Raw genomic sequence first — 23,781 nt, 5'->3', positions numbered from 1 at the left:
TAAAAGAATCTGTGGCAATTTATAACCATGAACGGCCACATCTGGCCCTGAAATACAAAACGCCTGATGATGTTCATCAGGCGTTTTACAGGCGGAAGAGTGTCAACCTATATCAGGACTAGTCATCCCGCCAACTGTGCGTAAAGCGTCTATCCTTACTAGTCAGGTTCTTCCAACAGAAGGAGTCACAAATGTCTTTAGAAAAAGTGGTTTACCGCGCTAAAGCGAAAGCAACCGGAGGCCGTGATGGCCGCGCAACCTCTTCAGATGGCGTGCTGGATGTCAAACTGGGTGTGCCGAAAGAGATGGGGGGAGCGGGTGGTGAAGTGACCAACCCGGAGCAGCTGTTTGCCGCTGGTTATTCCGCCTGTTTCCTGGGAGCGTTAAAACACGTTGCTTCCCAGGAGAAGAAGAAAGTTCCACAAGATGCGTTTATTGAAGGGCAAGTTGGCATCGGCCCGTTACCCACTGGTTTTGGCATCGAAGCGCAGCTGGATATTCATCTGCCGGGTATGGATCATCAGGAAGCGGAAGAACTGGTGCAGAAAGCGCATATTGTTTGCCCTTATTCCAATGCGACCCGTGGCAATATTGACGTAAAACTGAATGTAATTACTTCCTGATATAACATTCCGGTTACATTTAACCGATGCTGGCCATATATTTTTGTAAATATGTGGCCGGTACGCATTTCCTTATGACACTTTTTCCCCTCGCTATGGTCTACTTACCGTGCTTTAGAAGTTTTCCGTTGTAACTTCCTTCGCAATTAGCCTGCTATCGTTCTGCGTAACGGCAGCCAGGAGCTTATTTTTCCCGTATTTCAGGGTTTGTTTGCATGAGTTATATCAAAGCAATGACCCAGCAGAAGCTGAGCTTCCTGCTGGCGTTATATATCGGCCTGTTTATGAATAGTGCAGTTTTTTATCGTCGGTTCGACGGTTATGCACAAGCGTTCACGCTCTGGAAAGGATTATCTGTCGCTGTTGAACTGGTTGCCACGGTGCTGGTGACGTTCTTTCTTTTGCGTATTTTATCGCTCTTTGGTCGCCGCGCCTGGCGAATATTGGCCTCTTTAGTGGTGTTATTCTCCGCAGGCGCCAGCTATTACATGACTTTTTTAAATGTGGTGATTGGCTACGGTATTATCGCCTCGGTGATGACCACGGACATCGATTTATCGAAAGAAGTCGTGGGCTGGCAGCTTTTCGCCTGGGTAGCGGCAGTCAGCGCGCTACCGATGTTCTTTATCTGGAATAACCGCAGCCGTTACACGCTGCTGCGCCAGCTGCGTACGCCAGGGCAGCGTTGGCGTAGCCTGAGCCTGGTGGTGCTGGCTGGGTTAATGGTATGGGGGCCGATTCGCCTGCTTGATATCCAGCAAAAGAGCGTAGAGCGCGCTTCCGGCATTGATATGCCAAGCTATGGCGGCGTGGTGGCAAACTCTTATTTGCCCTCTAACTGGCTCTCGGCGCTGGGGCTGTATGCCTGGGCGCAGGTGGATGAATCATCCGATAATAATTCATTAATGAACCCGGCGACGAAATTTATCTATGTCGCGCCCGACAGTCTCGATGATACATGGGTGGTCTTTATTATCGGTGAAACCACGCGCTGGGATCATATGGGTTTATTTGGTTATGAGCGCAATACCACCCCGAAACTGGCGCAGGAGAAAAACCTGGTGGCTTTTCGCGGCTACTCCTGTGATACCGCGACCAAGCTCTCTTTGCGCTGCATGTTTGTCCGCGAGGGCGGGGCAGAAAGTAACCCTCAGCGAACGCTGAAAGAGCAAAACGTGTTTGCCGTGCTAAAACAGCTCGGTTTCTCGACGGATCTGTACGCCATGCAGAGCGAGATCTGGTTCTATAGCAACACGATGGCAGACAACATCGCCTATCGCGAGCAGATAGGCGCAGAGCCGCGTAACCGGGGCAAAACCGTGGATGATATGCTGCTGGTTGATGAGATGCAGCGCTCGCTGGACAATAAAAACGGCGGCAAGCATATGGTTATCCTGCATACCAAAGGTTCACACTTTAACTACACGCAGCGCTATCCGCGCAGCTTTGCCCAGTGGACGCCTGAATGCATTGGTGTGGACGATAAGTGCAGTAAGCAGGAGATGATTAACTCTTACGATAACTCGGTGGCCTATGTGGATCACTTTATCAGCAGCGTGATTGATAAGCTGCGCGATCGTAAGGCGATTATTTTCTATGCGACCGATCATGGTGAGTCAATCAATGAGAGGGAGCACTTACACGGTACGCCGCGCCATATGGCGCCGCCGGAGCAGTTCCGCGTGCCGATGATGGTATGGATGTCCGATGCGTATTTGCAGGACCCGGACAAGGCCAAAATGTTTGCGCAACTTAATCAGCAGGCGGAGTATAAAACCGCGCGCCGCCACGTTGAGCTATACGATACGGTTATGGGTTGCCTCGGTTATACCTCGCCAGACGGTGGGATTAACGAGAACAATAACTGGTGTCGTTTACCGTCGCAGGCAGTGAAATAAGCGGCTGATGGCTTTCTCGCCAATTAGTTAGCTTTTTTAGCTTAGGGGATTGACGGGGCGGTGTCACGGCAGTAAGATGCGCCCCGCATTCGGTGATTGGCGCAGCCTGGTAGCGCACTTCGTTCGGGACGAAGGGGTCGGAGGTTCGAATCCTCTATCACCGACCAAATTCAAAAAAGCCCAACCGCAAGGTTGGGCTTTTTGCTTTTCAGGCGGCACCTTCACAGACAGGCGCGGTTAGTGCTTGCCTGTCGCGCTCGCAGCATTGGCGGTCAAATCACGTATCTCCGCCGTCGGCGCATTTTCTTTTACGGAGCGAATACCGTTTTGCGCGCCCTGCTTGGATGCATACATTTCGCTGGTGGCAATCGGCTCTCCGTTAGAGGCATAAAGGACAAAATAGTACGGCTGGTCGGTCTTTTTCTGTGATTTTTTAAGCAAGAAATAACCCATTCTTCACTCCATTGAATAATTGAATTAAAGCCGTTAACGCACGGCGTATTCAGTATGGAGAAAAGTCTGTTTTAAAAAAATAGCTCATTATTTTTTCAGATTATGCTACGCATTCGCTGGCGTGTGATCGTAAAAAACATAACCAGGGAAAATACCTGTTTTCCTTGCTTCACTCTGCCAGCCTGGCGTTTTGGACGATTTTCCATTGTATTTTTTTATATATCTTTAAATCTTTTTTTCGCGTTGCTTATGGATAAAGGCAGCATTTTTAGCTGTGCGTTTTAACGTTCGCGGAATTAATCGCTCAGATATTCATCATTCTGCAAGAAATTTTTCATAAACTGCATAATTGTTAATCACTGGATAGATGACATTATCAAGTGGATTGTTCTACTAACATGGCGGTAGCACAAATTTCTCTGCTGAATATAGAGACCAGAACTTTTTTTAAAGTTTGTTTACTGTTTCGCAGCAACGTTGTAAATCCCGGTTACCTGTATTGACGTTTTGACATTCTGTTGACAGATTGTAAGACATGAGGGGCATTTCAAGGACAATCTGCACTGCAACTCAGTCAAGCCTGTAAAAGGACTTCCCATCTCTCATAGCCTTCGGGCACAACCGATCAGACCGGTTAAAAAACTAAAAAAGGCCTGTCGGACATACCCAACGCAAGGGTAACAACACATATCACATTGGAGCAGAATCAATGAGTATTTCCTTGAAGAAGTCAGGGATGCTGAAGCTTGGTCTTAGCCTGGTGGCAATGACGGTAGCAGCAAGCGTGCAGGCAAAAACCCTGGTTTATTGTTCTGAAGGTTCGCCTGAAGGCTTCAACCCACAGCTATTTACTTCTGGAACCACCTATGACGCCAGCTCGGTGCCAATCTATAACCGCCTGGTGGAATTCAAATTAGGCACCACGGAAGTGATTCCGGGGCTTGCTGAAAAGTGGGACGTCAGCGAAGACGGTAAAACCTATACCTTCCACCTGCGTAAAGGCGTGAAATGGCAGAGCAATAAGGGTTTTAAACCGACGCGTGAACTCAACGCAGATGACATTGTATTCACCTTTGACCGCCAGAAAAACGAGCAGAACCCGTACCATAAAATCTCCGGCGGCAGCTATGAATACTTCGAAGGCATGGGCCTTCCTGAGCTGATTAGCGAAGTGAAAAAAGTCGACGACAATACGGTTCAATTCGTACTGACGCGCCCGGAAGCCCCATTCCTGGCTGACCTGGCGATGGATTTTGCCTCCATTCTCTCCAAAGAGTACGCCGATAATATGCTCAAAGCCGGTACGCCGGATAAAGTGGATCTCGACCCGATCGGCACCGGGCCGTTCCAGCTTCTGCAATACCAGAAAGACTCCCGCATTCTGTACAAAGCGTTTGATGGCTACTGGGGCGAAAAGCCGAAGATCGATCGCCTGGTCTTCTCCATCACACCGGACGCCTCCGTGCGTTATGCCAAACTGCAGAAAAACGAATGCCAGGTAATGCCTTACCCGAACCCGGCTGATATCGCACGTATGAAGCAGGACAAAAACATCAACCTGCTGGAACAGGCGGGTCTGAACGTTGGCTACATGTCTTTCAACACCGAGAAGAAACCGTTTGATGACGTAAAAGTGCGCCAGGCGCTGACCTACGCGGTGAACAAAGAAGCGATCATCAAAGCGGTATACCAGGGCGCGGGCGTTGAGGCGAAAAACCTGATCCCGCCGACCATGTGGGGCTATAACGATGACGTGCAGGATTACACCTACGACGTTGAAAAAGCCAAACAACTGCTGAAAGAGTCAGGCCACGAGAAAGGCTTTACCGTTGAGCTGTGGGCGATGCCGGTACAGCGTCCGTACAACCCGAACGCGCGCCGCATGGCGGAGATGATTCAGGCTGACTGGGCGAAGGTCGGCGTACAGGCCAAAATTGTCACCTATGAGTGGGGTGAATACCTCAAGCGCGCCAAAGCAGGCGAACATCAGGCGGTGATGATGGGCTGGACCGGCGACAACGGGGACCCGGATAACTTCTTCGCCACGCTGTTCAGCTGTGCGGCGGCGAAAGACGGCTCCAACTACTCCCGCTGGTGCTATAAACCGTTTGAGGACCTGATCCAACCGGCGCGTGCTGCTGACGATCACAACAAACGTATTGAACTGTACAAACAGGCTCAGGTCGTGATGCATGACCAGGCGCCGGCGCTGATCGTAGCGCACTCCACCGTGTATGAGCCTGTACGTAAAGAAGTCAAAGGTTATGTTGTTGATCCATTAGGGAAACACAACTTCAAAAACGTGACGGTTGAATAATAAATACGCAGCCTGATCCCCTCTCGCCTGAGGGGGAGGGCCGGGGCGAGGGGGCTAATGCCTCTCTCGCCTTCACCCTCTCCCGCAAGGGGGAGGGATTTATATTTGTGAGCAATACAGACGTGCCGTCACCAGGCGCGCGTCACTACTGAGAATCCGGGTTATGTTGCAGTTCATTCTCCGACGTCTGGGGCTGGTTATCCCAACGTTTATCGGTATCACTCTTCTCACCTTTGCCTTTGTCCATATGATCCCCGGCGATCCGGTGATGATCATGGCGGGTGAGCGCGGTATCTCTCCTGAGCGTCACGCCCAGCTGCTGGCCGAGCTTGGTCTCGACAAGCCGCTCTGGCAGCAATACGTCAATTACGTTTATGGCGTACTGCATGGTGATTTAGGTCTCTCTCTTAAGAGCCGTCTTCCGGTGTGGGACGAGTTCGTGCCGCGTTTTAAAGCGACGCTGGAACTCGGTATCTGCGCCATGATTTTTGCCGTTGCCGTGGGGATACCTGTCGGCGTTCTCGCCGCCGTGAAACGCGGTTCTATCTTCGATCACACCGCCGTCAGCCTTGCATTAACCGGTTATTCAATGCCTATCTTCTGGTGGGGCATGATGCTGATTATGCTGGTCTCGGTGCAGCTCAACTTAACACCCGTCTCCGGGCGCGTCAGCGATATGGTGTTCCTCGATGACACGAACCCATTGACCGGATTTATGTTGATAGACACCGCCATCTGGGGCGAGGAGGGCAACTTTATCGATGCGCTTGCCCATATGGTTCTGCCCGCCATTGTGCTGGGCACGATTCCGCTGGCGGTGATTGTGCGTATGACGCGCTCTTCTATGCTGGAAGTGCTCGGTGAAGATTACATCCGTACTGCCCGCGCGAAAGGCTTAACCCGAATGCGAGTCATCGTCGTGCATGCGCTGCGTAATGCGATGCTGCCGGTGGTCACGGTTATCGGTTTGCAGGTCGGTACGCTGCTGGCCGGGGCCATTCTGACGGAAACCATCTTCTCCTGGCCGGGCCTGGGGCGCTGGTTGATTGATGCCCTGCAACGCCGTGATTACCCGGTGGTACAGGGGGGTGTATTGCTGGTCGCGACTATGATTATCCTCGTCAACCTGTTAGTCGACCTGCTTTACGGCGTGGTGAACCCGCGTATTCGGCATAAGAAGTAAGGGGACATCATGTCACAGGTTACTGAAACTAAAGTTGTCGCGGCACCCGTGCCGATGACGCCGCTGCAAGAGTTCTGGCACTATTTCAAACGTAACAAAGGCGCGGTGGTTGGCCTGACTTATGTTGTGATCATGCTGATTATTGCCGTGTTCGCCAATTTCCTGGCGCCTTATAACCCGGCTGAACAGTTCCGCGATGCCCTGCTGGCGCCGCCGGTCTGGCAGGATGGCGGAAGCTGGGCGCATATTCTTGGTACTGATGATGTAGGTCGCGATACCCTGTCGCGACTGATGTTTGGCGCGCGCTTGTCGCTGCTGGTCGGCTGCCTGGTGGTGGTGCTGTCGTTGGTCGCCGGTATTATTCTGGGCCTGGTAGCGGGTTACTTCGGCGGTTTGATCGATAATATCATTATGCGTGTTGTCGATATTATGCTGGCGCTGCCGAGCCTGTTGCTGGCGCTGGTGCTGGTGGCGATATTCGGCCCGTCTATCGTTAACGCTTCGCTGGCGCTCACCTTTGTGGCATTGCCGCACTATGTGCGCCTTACCCGCGCCGCCGTGCTGGTCGAGGTGAACCGCGATTATGTCACCGCTTCCCGCGTGGCCGGAGCGGGGGCGATGCGCCAGATGTTCGTCAATATTTTCCCAAACTGCCTTGCGCCGCTGATTGTTCAGGCATCGCTCGGCTTCTCTAACGCCATTCTCGATATGGCCGCCCTTGGCTTTCTCGGCATGGGTGCGCAACCGCCAACGCCGGAGTGGGGCACCATGCTCTCCGACGTGTTGCAGTTCGCGCAAAGCGCCTGGTGGGTCGTGACCTTCCCTGGTGTCGCGATCCTGCTGACGGTGCTGGCATTTAACCTGATGGGTGACGGCCTGCGTGATGCGCTCGACCCCAAACTGAAGCAGTAAGAGGTTCGAGATGGCGTTATTAAATGTAGATAAATTATCGGTGCATTTCGGCGATGTAGGCGCCGAATTCCGCGCCGTTGACCGCGTGAGCTATAGCGTGAGTCAGGGTGAAGTGGTGGGGATTGTCGGTGAGTCCGGCTCCGGTAAATCGGTCAGTTCGCTGGCAATAATGGGGCTGATTGACTTCCCTGGCCGCGTGATGGCAAACAATCTGGAGTTCAACGGCCAGGATTTACAACGCATTTCGGAAAAAGAGCGCCGCAGTCTGGTGGGTTCTGAAGTGGCGATGATTTTCCAGGACCCGATGACCAGCCTTAACCCGTGCTATACCGTCGGTTTCCAGATTATGGAAGCGATTAAGGTGCATCAGGGCGGTAATAAGAAAACCCGCCGTCAGCGCGCCATTGACTTGTTAAACCAGGTCGGGATTCCCGATCCTGCTTCGCGGCTGGACGTTTACCCGCATCAGCTTTCTGGCGGTATGAGCCAGCGCGTCATGATTGCGATGGCCATTGCCTGCCAGCCGAAACTGTTAATTGCTGACGAACCCACGACCGCGCTGGACGTGACGATTCAGGCGCAGATCATCGAACTTTTGCTGGAATTGCAGCAAAAAGAGAACATGGCGCTGATCCTGATAACCCACGACCTGGCGCTGGTGGCGGAAGCGGCACATAAAATTATCGTGATGTATGCAGGCCAGGTCGTGGAGACCGGCGAAGCGAAAGATATCTTCCGCGCGCCGCGCCATCCGTACACCCAGGCGCTGCTGCGCGCGCTGCCGGAATTTGCGCAGGATAAGGCGCGGCTGGCCTCGTTGCCAGGCGTGGTGCCGGGCAAATATGACCGTCCGACCGGCTGCCTGCTTAACCCGCGCTGCCCGTATGCAACTGACAAGTGCCGCGAGCAAGAGCCGGACCTGAACACTGTTGATGGTGGACGTCAGTCAAAATGTCACTACCCACTCGATGACGCCGGGAGGCCCACACTATGAGTACGCACGAGGCCACCTTGCAACAGCCGCTGTTGCAGGCTATCGATCTGAAAAAACACTACCCGGTGAAGAAAGGGCTGTTTGCCCCGGAGCGCCTGGTCAAAGCGCTGGATGGCGTATCGTTTAGCCTGGAGCGCGGCAAAACGCTGGCGGTGGTGGGCGAATCCGGCTGTGGTAAATCCACGCTTGGCCGCCTGCTGACGATGATCGAAACCCCGACCGGCGGTGAGTTGTACTATCAAGGTCAGGATCTGCTGAAGCACGATCCGCAGGCGCAGAAGCTGCGTCGGCAAAAGATCCAAATCGTTTTTCAGAATCCCTACGGATCGCTCAACCCACGTAAAAAAGTGGGGCAGATCCTCGAAGAACCGCTGCTGATCAACACTTCTCTGAGTAAAGAGGTGCGCCGGGAAAAAGCGCTGGCGATGATGGCGAAAGTCGGGCTGAAAACCGAGCATTACGATCGCTATCCGCACATGTTTTCCGGCGGTCAGCGCCAGCGTATCGCTATCGCCCGTGGTCTGATGCTGGACCCGGACGTGGTGATTGCCGACGAACCGGTCTCCGCGCTGGATGTTTCCGTGCGTGCGCAGGTATTGAACCTGATGATGGATTTGCAGCAGGACCTGGGGCTTTCGTATGTGTTTATCTCCCACGACCTGTCGGTGGTGGAGCATATCGCTGACGAAGTGATGGTGATGTATCTTGGCCGCTGCGTTGAGAAAGGCAGCAAAGATCAGATCTTCTCCAACCCGCGCCATCCGTACACGCAGGCGCTGCTCTCCGCCACGCCGCGCCTGAACCCGGACGAGCGTCGCGAGCGTATTAAACTCACCGGCGAGCTGCCAAGCCCGCTGAACCCGCCGCCAGGCTGTGCGTTTAATGCCCGCTGCCGCCGCCGTTTTGGGCCTTGTACGCAGTTGCAGCCGCAGCTCAAAGATTACGGTGGGCAACTGGTGGCGTGCTTCGCGGTTGATCAGGATGAAAACGGAGAGAAATCGTTCGAAAAATCGCCGCTTTAAACCTTACACTCCCCCCTCATCCACGAGGGGGGATGCTGCACATCATTGTGGATACGGCACCCAATCGCCGCCATTCAAGCGCACATACGGCTTGTTCTGGTACTGAATAACCACCGCGTTAGCATTTTCAGAAACCGGTGCGGTCTGCGGCAAATCATCCGTAAGCTGCTGCCAGTTCACGTTCTCTTCGTTAAAGATTTTGCCATCCAGCACGCGCGTCACAATCTCTGACACCGCCAGGAAGCTGCTCGGCTGGGTGATTTCCATCGGCGCGCCCTGATGCGGCGCTTTCATGCCGAAGAACTTAATCGCCGCCGGTACGTTAGTAATAGACGGGCTGGGGATATCGCGCAGGCCAGACACCTGCATCTTATCGCCCTGCAACGCCGCGCCATGTTCCGGCACCAGCACCACCATCACTTTGCGCCCGGATTTCTCTAACTGCGTAAAGAACGCGTCCAGTTCATCAAACAGCTTCTGAGCGCGCAGTTTGTAATCCGCGGTTTTGCGATCGCCTGGGTAGTGGTTGCCATCGTGCAGCGGCAGCAGGTTATAGAAGGTTGCCGTGCGCTGACCGTTCTTGAACGGCTCGGACTCCATCCAGCGGTTCAATACTGCGGTGTCGTCAAACACCGGCGAGCCATCAAAGGAGAGCAGCACCGGCGGCAGACCTGATTGATCCATCAGCGGCACCTGCATTCCTCCGTTATCACGCACTTCTTTAAGGAAACCGCCGAACTCACCGTTGTGATCCATAATCAACTGTTGGGTAAAGCCCAGCTTCGCCAGGTTATCAAACAGATAACACTGCGAGCCTGCCTGTTGATAAAGGTTTTTATGCGAAGACTGCCCGCAACTTGCACGCAACAGGCGAATCGCCGCCGGGCCGCTGTACGCTGTGGCAGAATTAAAGTGCTTAAAGACCATGTCGAAATGCGACCACAGCGGGTGCGAGGTCAGCCCTGACGCCTCAATATCCGACCAGGCGAGAGAGCAGATATTGATAACCAGCAGGTCAAACGGCTGCGCATCGGCCGCCAGCTGCGCCGGAAAAGTGCTCTGGCGCTTCTCTTCCGCCGCATAGAAACTGGCAAGCCAGGCGTTGAGGTTTTCTGAGGTTGGCGGAGCAGTTTGCGCCGGGATATCGCCCACGACGGGCGTATCGCCTGCGGCGGCGACCGTTGCAGCCGCCGAACCGCCAGTAGTGGTGACCGTAGTGGTGGGCTGGCCGCCGGGCCACAAATTAAACGCCGGGCCTGTCAGCGTCAGAACGTTTAGCCAGATCATAATGGCGACCACAAATACGGTGACGCGAATCCACTGCGACACAAACAGCCAGGCCACCAGCAGGACGAACACCGCGCCAATCATCTGCCAGTTAATAAAACGTAACACCAGATCCAGCAGATAGTCTGCACTAAAACCTGCCACCTGCGAGCCCTGGCTCATCATACTTTCAAGCCCAGGCAGCCAGGTATCGTGCCAGAACAGCCCAAAACCAATCGGCAGCGCAATCCAGTGGCGCAAACGGTGCAGGCTCAGGCGCGGCAGCGGCATCAGCAAAAAGGCCATAAAGACCAGGTTCAACATCGGGTGGAAATTCAAATAGCCTGCCCACAGCAGGCCAAACTTCACCAGAAAATAGAAGTTCCAGCCGGACAGGCCGCGCCAGTATTGCCACAGCGGCGAAGGCATTGAAGGAGTCATTGTTTGATTAGTCATGTTTGCGCTCTGCCCTGGAGGTCAAGTCCCGACGTAATATTCCGGCGGATTTCACATAGCGAGGTTTAGTAAACAGTAAACGCAACGCGGTACGAATCGGGCGCTGCCAGTGGCGTGCAAGGTAGCCCAGGGGGAAAAAGATAATCGCGCAAAGCACCACAAGCTGAATAATATCGCTGACGGACATCATGATGTACGCTCCGTGACCGCGCTAAATAAGCGGCAGGGTTCAGGTGTGCGACGCCAGACGGAGCCGTCGTGCTCGACATTGACCACCTTCTTCACTCCGTTGTTTGTCGTGAGCGGTTTACCCCATTTCTCCGCCGATAATGCGCGCATTTTGAGCAACTCTGCGGCGATTGTATTATCTTCAAACCAAATCATGCGATTGGTAAAAATGTCGGCGATAGGCAGGGGAAAAATATGATTTAGCGCCGTATCGAGGTCGTTGACCCGGCAAAACGATAGGAAAAGCATCAATCTGTTGTCGCCAATGGTCGCGATATCACCCACGCGATTAGGGCGGCACAGGGTCAGGGCCTGTTCAAGCCGAAGGCCGGGCACCGGGCGCAGAGCAACCATTACGCCTTTACCGTGCGGCGGCAGCAACGGGTTATTGACCATCGTGCTGACGGCGTCGCAAAACGCGCCCCACGGCTGGAAACCGCGCAGTTTCAGCGGCTGCGTCATCGACAGCAGGGTGGCGATATCTTCCGGCACCAGGCGGTTAAACTGCTGCCCCTGCACGCTCTCAATCATCGTCAGGCAGCGCGACAGCGGCGCGTTCCACGGGATAACCATATTAGCACCGCAGCCGAGCATCAGCCTTTCATCCGTGGCGCGCAGGCTGGTCTGGCTTTCACGAATAATAATTTTCAAATTATTGCCGCGCTGGCGGCGCAGGGTATGGATCTGGCGGGCAAGGTTCTCTATTTGGTTATTCTGCGTCAGGGCAAAAACAATCGTTGCCGCCTGGCATGTACGCGCTTCTTCAAACAGCGCTTCGTTGTTATCGAACAATGACCAGTGCTCAGATAGCGCCGGTGCGCCTTCCAGCACCACGACGTTACAAAGGATGCGCTTCTCGTCGCTGCGCGGTTGCACCGAGGCTTCTTCCTGTTTTGCTAATTGCCAGAGGCCATCTTGCTGGTTCAGCTTTAGCTGCTGGCGGGCGCTGATGCCTTTGTCGTTACACCACCAGGCGACATCATAAAGATATATATCGCTCTGATAACGTAAGCTGGCAAGACCAAACAATGTTCGGTATTTGCTCATAAGAATTGATGATTGCTGATCATTATTATTACCAGGGTTAATAACGAGCAAAGTGCAGTTGTGATATATCGCCCACTCATTAGTTTTTTCTAACCAACTATGTAAACGAGATGTAGGAATATTCTTCCAGGCATTATTAGCGCCGATCAATATCAGCAAATAATTTTTAGGCTCAAGCGAACAAACTAAATCGCTGGTAAAAAAAGAGAGGCTTTTTTCCTGGTCAGGCATAGTGAAAAGACGGATTTTTTCTGGACCGTGATCTTCATCTAATTTGATCACTTTTTGTGGGTCGTTACCCATCCCAATTACCGCCACTTTCGCCTGCCTTTGCTGGGCGGCTAACGTTTGATTCATCAGGCTTAGCGCGTCCTGCTCGCGGTCAGTATTGACCCACCAGACGCCGCCTGCAGGCATGTGACGCAATTCGTCCCATAATGACTTAATGCCAATAGAAAATAGGGGGTTCACGATGTCCCTCTTGAGCTAATTTAACTGTCTCTCAGTTTACTAGCGAAAGCTGAGAAATAAACCTAACATTGAAATTAAAGAACATCAGATTTAGCATGTAAACGAAATTTCCTGGGCACGAAGCCTTGCTACTTCTGTATTACTGTTTTTATTCAAACGGATCGGTCCAGAATGCATAATGATGCACCCTTAATTCAAATCGAACCAGCGCTGGGTTATACATTCCAGAACGATTTCCTTGCACTGAGTAAGGCCTTCTCCTTGCCGGAAATTGACTACGCCGATATTTCCCAACGTGAACAATTGGCGGCTGCGATTAAACGCTGGCCGCTACTGGCTGAATTTGCCCATCAACAATAAAAGGATTCTGTGGATGGCCACATTGGGTATACAGGGGATTCGCGGCGGTGTGGGGACAACGTCTATTACCGCAGCGCTGGCCTGGTCATTACAGGCATTGGGCGAATCGGTGCTGGTTATTGATGCTTGCCCCGAAAATCTTCTGCGTCTCTCATTTAATATCGACTTCGCCCAGAGTAATGGCTGGGCGCGCGCGCTGCTGGACGGTCACGACTGGCGCGACGCAGGCATGCGCTACACATCATTGCTCGACATTTTACCCTTTGGTCAGCTCACGGCGAGCGAAGCGGAGAATTTGCCTGCGCAGCCTGCCATGCTGAACCAACTCACGGCTATCGTGCGCACGTTGCAAAGCCAGTCTCATTATCAATGGGTACTTATCGATCTGCCGCACGGTTTTTCTTCACTAACACGCCCCTTTATCGAGCTATGCGATCACACGTTGACGGTGATTAAGCCGGACACCAACTGTCACGTTCGCTTGCATCAGCAACCGTTGCCAACAGATACCTGGTTGCTGGTGAATGATTTGCGCCTGGGGAGCCAGATCCAGGATGACCTCTGGCAGGTGTGGCTACAAAGCCAGCGTCATATGCTGCCGGTGTCCATTCATCGTGATGAAGCGGTGGCTGAATGTATGGCCGCCAAGCAGCCGCTCGGTGAATACCGTAGCGATGCGCTGGCCGCAGAAGAAGTCATGACGCTGGCGAACTGGTGCATACTCAATTTCGGCAAAGCACATGAAGAGGACTCACGGCAGGAAAGGAGCACGCCATGAGTCGCCTTACCGCCTGGCTGTTGATCCCGCCGGTAAGCGCACGTTTAAGCGCGCGCTATCAGCACTATCGTCGCCATGGCGCTTCTGCGTTTAGCGCCGCATCAGGCTGCTTCTGGGCGGTGCTGGCGTGGATGTTTATTCCGCTGGAGCACCCGCGCTGGCAGCAGCTACGCGCACAGCAACAGCGCTGGTTTCCCCATATCAACCCGGACAAACCACGCCCGCTTGACCCGGCGCGCTATTTCTTACAGACCCTGTGGCTGTTGATTACGCTACCGTGGGGGCCGCCGCGCTCGCCGCGCCGCCAGCGTTTTGCCCGCATGTATTCTCTGCGCAGCCGTTGGTATAACTGGCTCGATGCCTTGCCGCAGCGCGTAACGAACCGTACCGGGCATCTTGAGCACCAAAAAGAGCTGGGGCATATCAGCCCGCGTTTGCGTCGCTTTATTCTTGGCGTGATTGTAGTGTTTTCGCTGATCCTTGCGCTGGTCTGTATCACTCAGCCGTTTAACCCGCTGTCACAGTTTATCTTCCTGATGCTGTTATGGGGCGTGGCGTTGCTGGTGCGGCGCATTCCTGGGCGCTTCTCGGCGCTGATGCTCATTGTGCTGTCGCTGACGGTGTCCTGCCGCTATATCTGGTGGCGCTATACCTCAACCCTTAACTGGGACGATCCGGTGAGCCTGGTGTGCGGGCTGGTGCTGCTGTTTGCCGAAACCTACGCGTGGGTGGTGCTGGTGCTCGGCTATTTCCAGGTAGTATGGCCGCTCAATCGCCAGCCGGTGCCGCTCCCGAAAGATATGTCCTTGTGGCCAACGGTGGATATCTTCGTGCCGACCTATAACGAAGATCTCAACGTGGTGAAAAACACTATTTATGCTTCGCTGGGCATTGACTGGCCGAAAGACAAATTGACCATCTGGATTCTGGATGATGGCGGGCGCGAGGAGTTTCGCGCGTTCGCGAAAAAGGTCGGCGTCGAGTATATCGCCCGTACCACGCATGAACACGCCAAAGCGGGCAATATCAATAACGCGCTCAAATACGCGAAGGGCGAGTTTGTGTCGATTTTTGACTGCGACCACGTGCCGACGCGCTCCTTCCTGCAAATGACCATGGGCTGGTTCCTGAAAGAGAAAAAGCTGGCGATGATGCAAACGCCGCACCACTTTTTCTCGCCGGACCCGTTCGAGCGCAACCTTGGGCGTTTTCGTAAAACGCCGAATGAAGGCACGCTCTTTTACGGCCTGGTACAGGATGGCAACGACATGTGGGATGCCACCTTCTTCTGTGGCTCTTGTGCGGTGATTCGCCGCGAACCGCTGGATAAAATCGGCGGCATTGCGGTAGAAACCGTGACGGAAGATGCGCACACCTCCCTGCGTTTGCACCGCCTCGGCTATACCTCTGCTTATATGCGCATCCCGCAGGCGGCAGGCCTGGCAACCGAGAGTTTATCGGCCCATATCGGCCAGCGTATTCGCTGGGCGCGCGGTATGATTCAAATCTTCCGTCTCGATAACCCGTTGTTCGGGCGCGGCCTGAAGCTTGCGCAGCGCCTGTGCTACGTCAATGCGATGATGCACTTTTTATCGGGCGTGCCGCGGCTTATCTTCCTGACCGCGCCGCTGGCCTTTTTGTTGCTGCATGCCTATATCATTTACGCCCCGGCGATAATGATTGCGCTGTTTGTGTTGCCGCATATGATCCACGCAAGCCTGACTAACTCAAAAATTCAGGGCAAATACCGCCACTCTTTCTGGAGCGAGATCTACGAAACGGTGCTGGCCTGGTATATTGCGCCGCCGACGCTGGTGGCGCTGATAAACCCGCATAAAGGCAAATTTAACGTCACCGCCAAAGGCGGCCTGGTGGAAGAGGAGTATGTGGACTGGGTGATTTCCCGACCGTATATCTTCCTTGTATTACTGAATCTCGTCGGCGTGCTGTTCGGTATCTGGCGCTACTTCTATGGCCCGGAAAACGAAATCCTCACCGTCTGCGTAAGCCTTGCCTGGGTGTTCTATAACATGGTCATCCTTGGCGGCGCGGTGGCGGTTTCGGTCGAGAGCAAACAGGTGCGCCGCGCTCACCGCGTAGAGATGTCCATGCCTGCGGCGCTTGCCCGTGAGGATGGGCACCTGTTTTCCTGCACCGTGCATGACTTCTCCGACGGTGGCCTGGGCATTAAAATCAATGGTCAGGGGCAGGTGCTGGAAGGGCAAAAGGTGAGTTTGCTGCTTAAACGCGGGCAGCAGGAGTATGTCTTCCCCACCACCGTCGCACGTGTTTCCGGCAATCAGGTCGGCCTGCAATTGATGCCGCTGACCACGCAACAACATATTGATTTTGTACAATGTACATTTGCCCGCGCGGATACCTGGGCGTTGTGGCAGGACAGCTTCCCGGAAGATAAACCTCTGGAAAGTTTGTTTGATATTTTAAAACTGGGTTTCCGCGGCTATCGCCATCTCGCGGAATTTGCTCCCTCGTCGGTAAAAATGATTTTCCGCTCACTCATCAATCTGGTGTCCTGGGTGGTGTCATTTATTCCGCGTCCCCCGGCGCGGAATGTGACGTTGCAGCAACCGATGACGTGATTGGCTCAACAATGATGAATAGGCAATGACAAAAAAACGTTCATGGATTTGTGCACTGGCTGTGGGAATGAGCGCGCTTCCCCTGATGATGACCCACGCGGCGCCCGCTAACCCTGCGGCGACCGCCGCACCAGGCGTGCCGACCGTCGCGCCTGCCACGCAGCCGGTGGTAACCCAGGCACCGAACCAGGCGGAAGCCTTGACGCCCACGACGCCAGGCGAAGGGCAAACCATGCCTGCGCCTGCCGGGAACCCGGTTATCGGGCAGGTGATGCCGGGCGTGCAAGGCGCAAATGCGCCGGTGGTGGACGGTAGCGCGCCGTCGCGCGATGTGAAGCTGACCTTTGCCCAGATTGCGCCACCGCCGGGTAGCATGGTGCTTCGCGGCGTCAGTCCGAATGGCGGCATTGAGTTTGGTACGCGCAGCGACGAGCTGGTAACCAACGCGGTGCTCAACCTTGAGTACACACCGTCGCCGTCGCTGCTGCCGGTACAATCTCAGTTGAAGGTTTATTTGAATGATGAGTTGATGGGCGTGCTGCCGGTAACGAAAGAGCAGCTTGGCAAGAAAACCCAGGCGCAGATGCCTATCAACCCGCTGTTTATTACCGACTTTAACCGTGTGCGTCTGGAGTTTGTCGGGCATTACCGCGACGTGTGCGAAAACCCGTCCAGCAGTACGTTATGGCTCGATGTAAACCGTACCAGCTCGCTGGAGATGACGTACCAGAAGCTGGCGGTGCAAAACGATCTCTCGCACTTCCCTGTGCCGTTCTTTGACCCGCGCGATAACCGCCCACTGAGCTTGCCAATGGTGTTTGCCGCAGCGCCTGATCTTATGCAGCAGCAGGCCGCATCGGTGATTGCCTCCTGGTTCGGCTCGCGGGCTGGCTGGCGCGGGCAGACCTTCCCGGTCTCTTACAACACCCTGCCGGACAGCAACGCGATTGTTTTCGCCACCAATGATAAACGTCCGGACTTCCTGCGCGATGCGCCAGCGGTAAAAGCGCCGACCATTACCATGATGAATCATCCCAACGATCCGTATGCCAAGCTGCTGGTGGTCTTCGGGCGTGACGATAAGGACTTGTTGCAGGCGGCAAAAGGTATCGCCCAGGGGAATGTGCTGTTCCGTGGTGATAGCGTGACGGTTGATGAAGTGAAACCGCTGCTGGCGCGCAAACCGTACGATGCGCCGAACTGGATCCGTACCGATCGCCCGGTGACATTAGGCGAACTGAAATCATATGAAGAGCAGCTGCAATCCACCGGGCTGGTGCCTGCGCCAATAGGCGTGTCGCTGAATCTGCCGCCGGATCTTTACCTGCTGCACAGTAGCGGTATTGATATGCGGCTTAACTATCGTTACACCGCGCCGCCGACCAAAGATAACTCGCGCATGGATATCAGCCTGAATAATCAGTTCTTGCAGGCTTTCAACCTGGTCAGTAACCAGGATTCTAACCAACTGCTGCTGCATATCCCCGTGCTGCAAGGGCTGCTGGATAGCAAGACAGACGTCTCGATCCCGGCGTTGAAACTGGGGGTGAATAACCAGCTGCGCTTCGACTTCCAGTATGTGAACCCGATGCCTGGCGGCACGATTGAAAACTGCGTCACGTTCCAGCCGGTGCAGAACCGTGTGGTGATTGGTGATGACTCAACCATTGATTTCTCGAAGTATTATCACTTTATCGCTATGCCGGACCTGCGTGCTTTCGCCAACGCCGGTTTCCCATTCAGCCGTATGGCTGATTTGTCACAAACGATAGTGGTGGTACCGTCACAACCAACGCCTGGCCAGTTGAGTACGCTGCTTGAAACGCTGGGCTATGTGGGCGCGCAGACCGGCTTTCCGGCCATTAATCTGCAGTTGACCAACGATGGCAACCAGATCAAGGACAAAGACGCGGATATCATGATTATCGGTACCATCCCGACGCAGTTAAAAGATGACAAGCGCATCGATCTGCTGGTGGAAGCGGCACAAAGTTGGGTGAAAACACCGCTGCGCCAGGCGGCGCTGCCGTCTATCTCGCCTGATGCGACCGATCAGCAAGCCGGAGCACAAACGACGATCGGTTCCGGCGGCCCGATGGCGGCGGTTATCGGCTTCCAGTCACCGTACAACGATCAGCGCAGCGTCATCGCGCTGCTGGCTGACAGCCCGCGCGGCTATGAGTTACTCAACGAAGCGATTAACGATAGCGGTAAGCGTGCGGCGATTTTTGGTTCGGTGGCGGTCATTCGTGAGTCCGGCGTAAACAGCTTGCGCGTGGGGGATATCTACTACGTGGGCCACCTGCCGTGGTTTGAGCGCATCTGGTATGCGATGGCGAACCATCCGGTGCTGCTGGCCGTGCTGGCGGCTATCAGCGTGGTGTTGTTGGCATGGGTGCTGTGGCGCTTGCTGCGAATTATCAGCCGCCGTCGCCTCGACCCGGACCGTGAGAAATAAATGATGCGCGCGCTACGCTGGATGTTAATGATAACTCTGCTGCTGGCGGGGCTAAATAGCCACGCCGCCTGCACGTGGCCTGCCTGGGAGCAATTCCGACAGGCTTATATCAGCGACGGCGGGCGGGTTATCGACCCCAGCGACGCGCGCAAAATTACCACCTCCGAAGGCCAGAGCTATGCGCTGTTTTTTGCGCTGGCGGCGAATGACAGGCCCGCGTTTGACAGCCTGTTGAACTGGACGCAAAACAACCTCGCGCAAGGGGATTTGGGTGCTCACCTTCCCGCCTGGCTTTGGGGGAAAAAGGACGATAACAGCTGGACGGTGCTGGACACCAACTCGGCCTCGGATGCGGATATCTGGATTGCCTGGTCTTTGCTGGAAGCCGGACGATTGTGGAAAGAGGCGCGCTACACCACGCTGGGCAAAGCGCTGCTTACCCGTATCGCGCAAGAAGAAGTGGTCAATGTGCCGGGGCTGGGCTCCATGCTGCTGCCTGGCAAAGTGGGCTTCGCCGAGCCTGCGCTCTGGCGTTTTAACCCAAGCTACCTGCCGCCGCAGCTGGCGAATTATTTCACCCGTTTTGGTGCGCCCTGGTCAACGCTTCGCGAAACCAACCTCCGGCTGCTGCTGGAGACCACTCCGAAAGGCTTTTCGCCGGATTGGGTGAGTTATCAAAAAGATAAAGGCTGGCAATTGAAACCCGAAAAGCCGCTTATTGGTAGCTATGATGCTATCCGCGTCTATTTGTGGGTCGGCATGATGCACGGCAGCGACGGGCAAAAAGCGCGCCTGCTGGAAAAATTTAAACCGATGGCGACGGCAACGATAAAAAACAATGCCGTGCCGGAAAAGGCCAGCATTGCGACAGGCAAGGTCGAGGGCAACGGCCCGGTGGGGTTCGCTGCGGCGATGCTGCCCTTTTTACAGAATAGTGACGCGCTGGCAATTCAGCGCCAGAAGGTTGCTGACCATTTTCCCGGCAGCGATGCCTACTACAGCTTTGTTCTGACTTTGTTCGGGCAAGGCTGGGATCAGCACCGTTTTCGTTTCACCCCTCGTGGTGAGCTACAACCAGACTGGGGCCAGGAATGCACAAGTTCACACTAAGTTTGCTTTGTCTCTCACTCGGCCTTGCGCTGACGCCCGGTTCGCGCGCAGCCGAACCCACTGCACAGCAACAGCTGCTGGAGCAGGTGCGTCTTGGCGAAGCAACCAAACGTGAAGATCTGGTGCGCCAGTCTCTGTATCGCCTCGAATTGATTGATGCAGACAACCCGGAGGTGATCGCCGCGCGTTTTCGCTACTTGCTGCGCCAGGGCGATAACGCCGGGGCGCAAAAACAGCTCGACCGCATGGCGCAACTGGCACCGGAGTCCAGCGCCTATAAATCCTCCGTCATTACCATGACCCTTTCGGGTGCCGAAGGGCGTCAGGCGCTGCAACAGGCGCGTTTGCAGGCCACAACGGGCCACGCACCGGAAGCGATCGCTGCCTATGAAGCACTGTTTAAAGGCAATCAGCCGGATGGCGATCTGGCGGTGGAATACTGGTCGGTGGTGGCCAAAGTCCCGGCGCGGCGTAATGAAGCCATTGGCAAACTCAAAGCGCTGAATGTGACTAACCCCGGCAACGCGCAGTTGCAAAATACGCTGGCACAACTGCTGTTTAGTACCGAGCGTAATGCGGAAGGCTACGCAGTGCTTGAGCAGATGGCGAAGTCCAATAGCGGTCGCGCAGCGGCGGCGAGCCTCTGGTATCAACAGATACAGGACATGCCGGTCAGCGATGCCAGCGTGGCGGCACTTCAGCGCTTTTTAACGGTGTTCAGCGAAGGCGACACGGTTGATAGTGCGCGCACGCTGCTGGCAAGCCAGCAAAAGCAACTGGCTGACCCGGCATTTCGCGCCCGCTCGCGCGGCATTGCGGCGGTGAGCGCCGGTAAAGGCGCGCAGGCGGTTGGCGAGCTGCAACAGGCGGTGAACGCTAACCAAAGCGACAGCGAAGCCATCGGCGCGCTGGGCCAGGCGTACTCGCAGAGCGGTAATCGCGCCCGCGCGGTTCCTCTGCTGGAAAAAGCGATTGCGCTGGACCCGAACAGCGGCAGCCGCAGCAAATGGGAAAGCCTGCTTCAGGTGAATCGCTACTGGTTATTTATTGAGCAGGGCGATGCGGCTTTAAAGGCTAATAATCCGGCGCAGGCGGAGCGCGCCTATCAACAGGCACGTAACACGGACGATAGCGACAGCTATGCGGTGCTCGGGCTGGGCGATGCGGCGCTGGCGCGTAAAGATAACGCGGTGGCAGAGCGGTTTTATCGCCAGGCGCTCCGCATGGACAGCGATAACAGCAACGCGGTGCGCGGGCTGGCGAACCTCTACCGCCAGCAGTCGCCGGAAAAAGCCGAGAGCTTTATTCAGTCGCTCTCTGCCAGCCAACGCCGCAGTATCGAAGATATTGAACGCAGCATGACCATCGCTCGGCTGGCGCAACAAGCGCAGGCGCTGGAAGACAAAGGGCAGTGGTCGCAGGCGGCAGAGCTACAGCGCCAGCGGCTGGCGCTCGACCCCGGCAGCGTATGGATAACCTACCGGCTGGCCAGCGATTTACGCCAGGCCGGGCGGCCGGGCGAGGCGGACTCGCAGATGCACCGCCTGGTGGTACAAAAGCCTGCCGATCCTGAGCAGGTCTATGCTTACAGCCTTTATTTGTCGGGCAATAATCAGCAACTGGCGGCGCTGAATCATCTGAACGGATTGCCGAAAGCGCAGTGGAACAGCAATATCCAGGAGCTGGTGAACCGGCTGCAAACCAATCAGGTGCTGGATAATGCTAACCGCCTGCGTGACAGCGGGCGTGAAGGGGAAGGCGAAGCGCTGTTAGCCGCGCAACCGGTCTCCACACGCCTCGATTTAACGCTTGCCGACTGGGCGCAGCAGCGTGGAGATAACGCGCGGGCGCAGCAGTTTTACAACCGGACGCTGGAACGCGAACCGGCAAACCCGGACGCATTGCTCGGCCTTACCGAACTGTATGTCGCTGATGGCAACGCCATGGCGGCGCGGGCGCAGCTGGCAAAACTGCCGCCTGCGCAAACAGAACCGGCTTCTATTAATACGCAGCGCCGCGTGGCGCTGGTGCAAGCCTCGCTTGGCGACACGGCCAGCGCGCAGCGAATCTTCAGCACGATTGTGCCGCAGGCCAAATCGCAGCCGCCCTCAATGGAAAGCGCGCTGGTGCTGCGCGATGCCGCACGTTTTCAGGTGTGGGCTGGCGAACCGCAGCAGGCGCTGGACACCTACAACGACGCGATGGTGGCTTCGGGTGTGGCAACCACGCGCCCGGCGGATAACGACACCTTTACGCGCTTAACGCGCAATGACGCCACGGATGACTGGCTCAGGCGCGGCGTGCGCAGCGATGCGGCGAGTCTTTATCGTCAGCAGGATATTAATGTCACGCTGCAACATGAGTACTGGGGCTCCAGCGGTACCGGCGGCTATTCTGATCTGAAAGCCCACACCACGATGCTGCAGGCCGATGCGCCGCTGGCAGACGGGCGCATGTTTTTCCGTACCGATGCCGTGAATATGGATGCGGGCAGCTTTGCGACGACCGATGGCACCTATGACCCGAACTGGGGAACCTGCTCCGCGACACCGTGTCGGGGCGCGACCAGCCAGACCGCACATGGCGCAAGCATCGCTGTCGGCTGGCAAAACCAGACCTGGGCTGCGGATCTTGGTACCACTCCGATGGGTTTTGATGTGGTCGATGTGGTGGGCGGGCTGAGTTATAGCGGCGATCTGGGGCCGATAGGTTATACAGTTAACGCGCACCGGCGACCGATTTCCAGTTCGCTGCTGGCATTTGGCGGGCAAAAAGATACCAACACCGGCACCACCTGGGGCGGCGTGCGCGCGACCGGCGGCGGTGTCAGCATCAGTTATGACAAAGGGGAGGCCAACGGTGTGTGGTCGAGCCTGAATGCTGACTCGATTACCGGTAAAAATGTGGCCGATAACTGGCGCGTGCGCTGGATGACGGGCTATTACTACAAGCTTATCAACAAAGACAATGAGCGCCTGACCATTGGTCTTAACAATATGGTGTGGCACTACGATAAAGACCTGAGTGAGTACACACTGGGGCAGGGAGGCTACTACAGCCCGCAGCAGTATCTCTCTTTTTCGCTACCGGTGATGTGGCGTAAGCGCACGGAAAACTGGTCATGGGAGCTGGGCGGTTCAGCGTCCTGGTCGCGCTCGAAAACCAACGGTATCAAGCGCTATCCGCTACAAAACCTGATCCCGGAGAACCAGTTTTTCCCCGATGGCGAACCGATGTTTTCCGATAAAGACGCCGCCAGTTCGAGCAGCAGCTCTCATGGTATTGGTTATACCGCCCGGGTGCTGGTGGAGCGTCGCCTGAGTGCTAACTGGTCAATTGGCGCTGGCGTGGACATTCAGCAGGCGAAAGATTACACCCCAAGCCACGGGATGATTTTTGTGCGTTATTCGCAGGCAGGCTGGCAGGGGGATATGGATTTGCCGCCACAAACGCTAACGCCTTACGCTGACTGGTAAAAAGAGGAAAATTCCTGGTGGTAGCCCGCAGCGTATTACACCAATATTCTGCGGTTAATTTCTTTATAATCAAATTCTTATTTCGCTGCCTCACGCTTACCAGGCGAACCGCTACAATCTATATACTCG

At 55.2% G+C, this 23,781-nt stretch carries 17 protein-coding genes and 1 tRNA gene; 14 read left to right on the top strand and 4 right to left on the bottom strand.

All coding sequences use genetic code 11. The features are described from left to right. Positions 1-191 precede the first annotated feature (191 nt). The 3 genes from ACTU3N_RS03930 to ACTU3N_RS03920 all read left to right on the top strand — a co-directional run bounded on the left by ACTU3N_RS03930 (position 192) and on the right by ACTU3N_RS03920 (position 2,688). Positions 192-623, top strand: a complete 432-nt coding sequence (locus tag ACTU3N_RS03930) for an organic hydroperoxide resistance protein (protein ID WP_443084831.1) — start codon at positions 192-194, stop codon at positions 621-623. 215 nt (positions 624-838) lie between these two features. Then, positions 839-2,521 (top strand): kdo(2)-lipid A phosphoethanolamine 7''-transferase, encoded by a 1,683-nt coding sequence (gene eptB, locus ACTU3N_RS03925; protein WP_443084830.1) that lies wholly within the window; start codon positions 839-841, stop codon positions 2,519-2,521. A 90-nt stretch (positions 2,522-2,611) separates the two neighbouring features. After that, positions 2,612-2,688 (top strand) — tRNA-Pro (locus tag ACTU3N_RS03920). 70 nt (positions 2,689-2,758) lie between these two features. Here ACTU3N_RS03920 and ACTU3N_RS03915 read toward each other — a convergent pair. Then, the gene (locus ACTU3N_RS03915; protein ID WP_443084829.1) at positions 2,759-2,974 is read right to left on the bottom strand and encodes a YegP family protein; all 216 of its coding nucleotides are present in this window, start codon (positions 2,972-2,974) and stop codon (positions 2,759-2,761) included. 709 nt (positions 2,975-3,683) lie between these two features. Here ACTU3N_RS03915 and dppA point away from each other — a divergent pair. From dppA to dppF, 5 genes are all read left to right on the top strand, one after another. Continuing rightward, complete coding sequence (gene dppA / locus ACTU3N_RS03910; RefSeq protein WP_443084828.1) at positions 3,684-5,291, top strand: dipeptide ABC transporter periplasmic-binding protein DppA; 1,608 nt, start codon at positions 3,684-3,686, stop codon at positions 5,289-5,291. A gap of 163 nt (positions 5,292-5,454) precedes the next feature. Continuing rightward, positions 5,455-6,474: a dipeptide ABC transporter permease DppB gene (gene dppB, locus ACTU3N_RS03905; protein ID WP_443084827.1), complete on the top strand. Its 1,020-nt coding sequence runs from the start codon at positions 5,455-5,457 to the stop codon at positions 6,472-6,474. Positions 6,475-6,483: 9 nt separating this feature from the next. After that, positions 6,484-7,386: a dipeptide ABC transporter permease DppC gene (dppC, locus tag ACTU3N_RS03900; RefSeq protein ID WP_443084826.1), complete on the top strand. Its 903-nt coding sequence runs from the start codon at positions 6,484-6,486 to the stop codon at positions 7,384-7,386. Positions 7,387-7,396: 10 nt separating this feature from the next. Beyond that, on the top strand, positions 7,397-8,380 hold the full coding sequence (dppD, locus tag ACTU3N_RS03895) for a dipeptide ABC transporter ATP-binding protein (protein ID WP_443084825.1): 984 nt from the start codon (positions 7,397-7,399) through the stop codon (positions 8,378-8,380). After that, positions 8,377-9,402, top strand: coding sequence for a dipeptide ABC transporter ATP-binding subunit DppF (gene dppF / locus ACTU3N_RS03890; RefSeq protein ID WP_443084824.1), 1,026 nt, complete (start codon positions 8,377-8,379; stop codon positions 9,400-9,402). Before dppD ends, dppF begins: the two co-directional genes overlap by 4 nt. A gap of 42 nt (positions 9,403-9,444) precedes the next feature. Here dppF and bcsG read toward each other — a convergent pair whose 3' ends face one another. Genes bcsG through bcsE form a run of 3 tightly spaced genes read right to left on the bottom strand, consistent with a single transcriptional unit; the run spans position 9,445 to position 12,870 of the window. Beyond that, the gene (gene bcsG, locus ACTU3N_RS03885; protein ID WP_443084823.1) at positions 9,445-11,124 is read right to left on the bottom strand and encodes a cellulose biosynthesis protein BcsG; all 1,680 of its coding nucleotides are present in this window, start codon (positions 11,122-11,124) and stop codon (positions 9,445-9,447) included. After that, complete coding sequence (gene bcsF / locus ACTU3N_RS03880; RefSeq protein ID WP_443084822.1) at positions 11,117-11,314, bottom strand: cellulose biosynthesis protein BcsF; 198 nt, start codon at positions 11,312-11,314, stop codon at positions 11,117-11,119. Before bcsF ends, bcsG begins: the two co-directional genes overlap by 8 nt. Then, entirely contained in the window at positions 11,311-12,870 is a 1,560-nt protein-coding gene (bcsE, locus tag ACTU3N_RS03875; RefSeq protein WP_443084821.1) for a cellulose biosynthesis c-di-GMP-binding protein BcsE, read from the bottom strand. The genes bcsF and bcsE overlap by 4 nt, the downstream gene beginning before the upstream one ends. 171 nt (positions 12,871-13,041) lie before the next feature. On the opposite strand from bcsE, the gene bcsR reads away from it, so the two are divergent. From bcsR to bcsC, 6 genes are read left to right on the top strand one after another with little or no spacing between them, the layout of a single operon-like run. Then, the gene (gene bcsR / locus ACTU3N_RS03870) at positions 13,042-13,230 is read left to right on the top strand and encodes a cellulose biosynthesis protein BcsR (protein WP_443084820.1); all 189 of its coding nucleotides are present in this window, start codon (positions 13,042-13,044) and stop codon (positions 13,228-13,230) included. 13 nt (positions 13,231-13,243) lie between these two features. After that, positions 13,244-14,008: a cellulose biosynthesis protein BcsQ gene (gene bcsQ / locus ACTU3N_RS03865; protein ID WP_443084819.1), complete on the top strand. Its 765-nt coding sequence runs from the start codon at positions 13,244-13,246 to the stop codon at positions 14,006-14,008. Next, positions 14,005-16,608: a UDP-forming cellulose synthase catalytic subunit gene (bcsA, locus tag ACTU3N_RS03860; protein ID WP_443084818.1), complete on the top strand. Its 2,604-nt coding sequence runs from the start codon at positions 14,005-14,007 to the stop codon at positions 16,606-16,608. Before bcsQ ends, bcsA begins: the two co-directional genes overlap by 4 nt. Positions 16,609-16,633: 25 nt before the next feature. Beyond that, positions 16,634-19,066, top strand: coding sequence for a cellulose biosynthesis cyclic di-GMP-binding regulatory protein BcsB (bcsB, locus tag ACTU3N_RS03855; protein ID WP_443084817.1), 2,433 nt, complete (start codon positions 16,634-16,636; stop codon positions 19,064-19,066). After that, positions 19,067-20,176 (top strand): cellulose synthase complex periplasmic endoglucanase BcsZ, encoded by a 1,110-nt coding sequence (gene bcsZ, locus ACTU3N_RS03850; protein WP_443084816.1) that lies wholly within the window; start codon positions 19,067-19,069, stop codon positions 20,174-20,176. Then, on the top strand, positions 20,158-23,652 hold the full coding sequence (gene bcsC, locus ACTU3N_RS03845; protein WP_443084815.1) for a cellulose synthase complex outer membrane protein BcsC: 3,495 nt from the start codon (positions 20,158-20,160) through the stop codon (positions 23,650-23,652). The genes bcsZ and bcsC overlap by 19 nt, the downstream gene beginning before the upstream one ends. Positions 23,653-23,781: the final 129 nt, after the last annotated feature.

Origin of the sequence: Vagococcus sp. WN89Y (assembly GCF_052220145.1) — a bacterium.
Classification (GTDB): domain Bacteria; phylum Pseudomonadota; class Gammaproteobacteria; order Enterobacterales; family Enterobacteriaceae; genus Kosakonia.
Note: the sequence above shows the minus strand (reverse complement) of the source record. Positions and strands in the feature narration are given on the sequence as shown.

Excerpts from the sequence above, each read along its gene's own strand:
- ACTU3N_RS03915 (WP_443084829.1), bottom strand. The coding sequence starts at position 2,974 with ATGGGTTATTTCTTGCTTAAAAAATCACAGAAAAAGACCGACCAGCCG.
- bcsB (WP_443084817.1), top strand. The coding sequence starts at position 16,634 with ATGACAAAAAAACGTTCATGGATTTGTGCACTGGCTGTGGGAATGAGC.
- ACTU3N_RS03930 (WP_443084831.1), top strand. The coding sequence starts at position 192 with ATGTCTTTAGAAAAAGTGGTTTACCGCGCTAAAGCGAAAGCAACCGGA.
- bcsF (WP_443084822.1), bottom strand. The coding sequence starts at position 11,314 with ATGATGTCCGTCAGCGATATTATTCAGCTTGTGGTGCTTTGCGCGATT.
- bcsG (WP_443084823.1), bottom strand. The coding sequence starts at position 11,124 with ATGACTAATCAAACAATGACTCCTTCAATGCCTTCGCCGCTGTGGCAA.
- dppA (WP_443084828.1), top strand. The coding sequence starts at position 3,684 with ATGAGTATTTCCTTGAAGAAGTCAGGGATGCTGAAGCTTGGTCTTAGC.
- dppD (WP_443084825.1), top strand. The coding sequence starts at position 7,397 with ATGGCGTTATTAAATGTAGATAAATTATCGGTGCATTTCGGCGATGTA.
- dppF (WP_443084824.1), top strand. The coding sequence starts at position 8,377 with ATGAGTACGCACGAGGCCACCTTGCAACAGCCGCTGTTGCAGGCTATC.
- bcsC (WP_443084815.1), top strand. The coding sequence starts at position 20,158 with ATGCACAAGTTCACACTAAGTTTGCTTTGTCTCTCACTCGGCCTTGCG.
- bcsZ (WP_443084816.1), top strand. The coding sequence starts at position 19,067 with ATGATGCGCGCGCTACGCTGGATGTTAATGATAACTCTGCTGCTGGCG.
- dppB (WP_443084827.1), top strand. The coding sequence starts at position 5,455 with ATGTTGCAGTTCATTCTCCGACGTCTGGGGCTGGTTATCCCAACGTTT.
- bcsR (WP_443084820.1), top strand. The coding sequence starts at position 13,042 with ATGCATAATGATGCACCCTTAATTCAAATCGAACCAGCGCTGGGTTAT.
- eptB (WP_443084830.1), top strand. The coding sequence starts at position 839 with ATGAGTTATATCAAAGCAATGACCCAGCAGAAGCTGAGCTTCCTGCTG.
- bcsQ (WP_443084819.1), top strand. The coding sequence starts at position 13,244 with ATGGCCACATTGGGTATACAGGGGATTCGCGGCGGTGTGGGGACAACG.
- bcsA (WP_443084818.1), top strand. The coding sequence starts at position 14,005 with ATGAGTCGCCTTACCGCCTGGCTGTTGATCCCGCCGGTAAGCGCACGT.
- dppC (WP_443084826.1), top strand. The coding sequence starts at position 6,484 with ATGTCACAGGTTACTGAAACTAAAGTTGTCGCGGCACCCGTGCCGATG.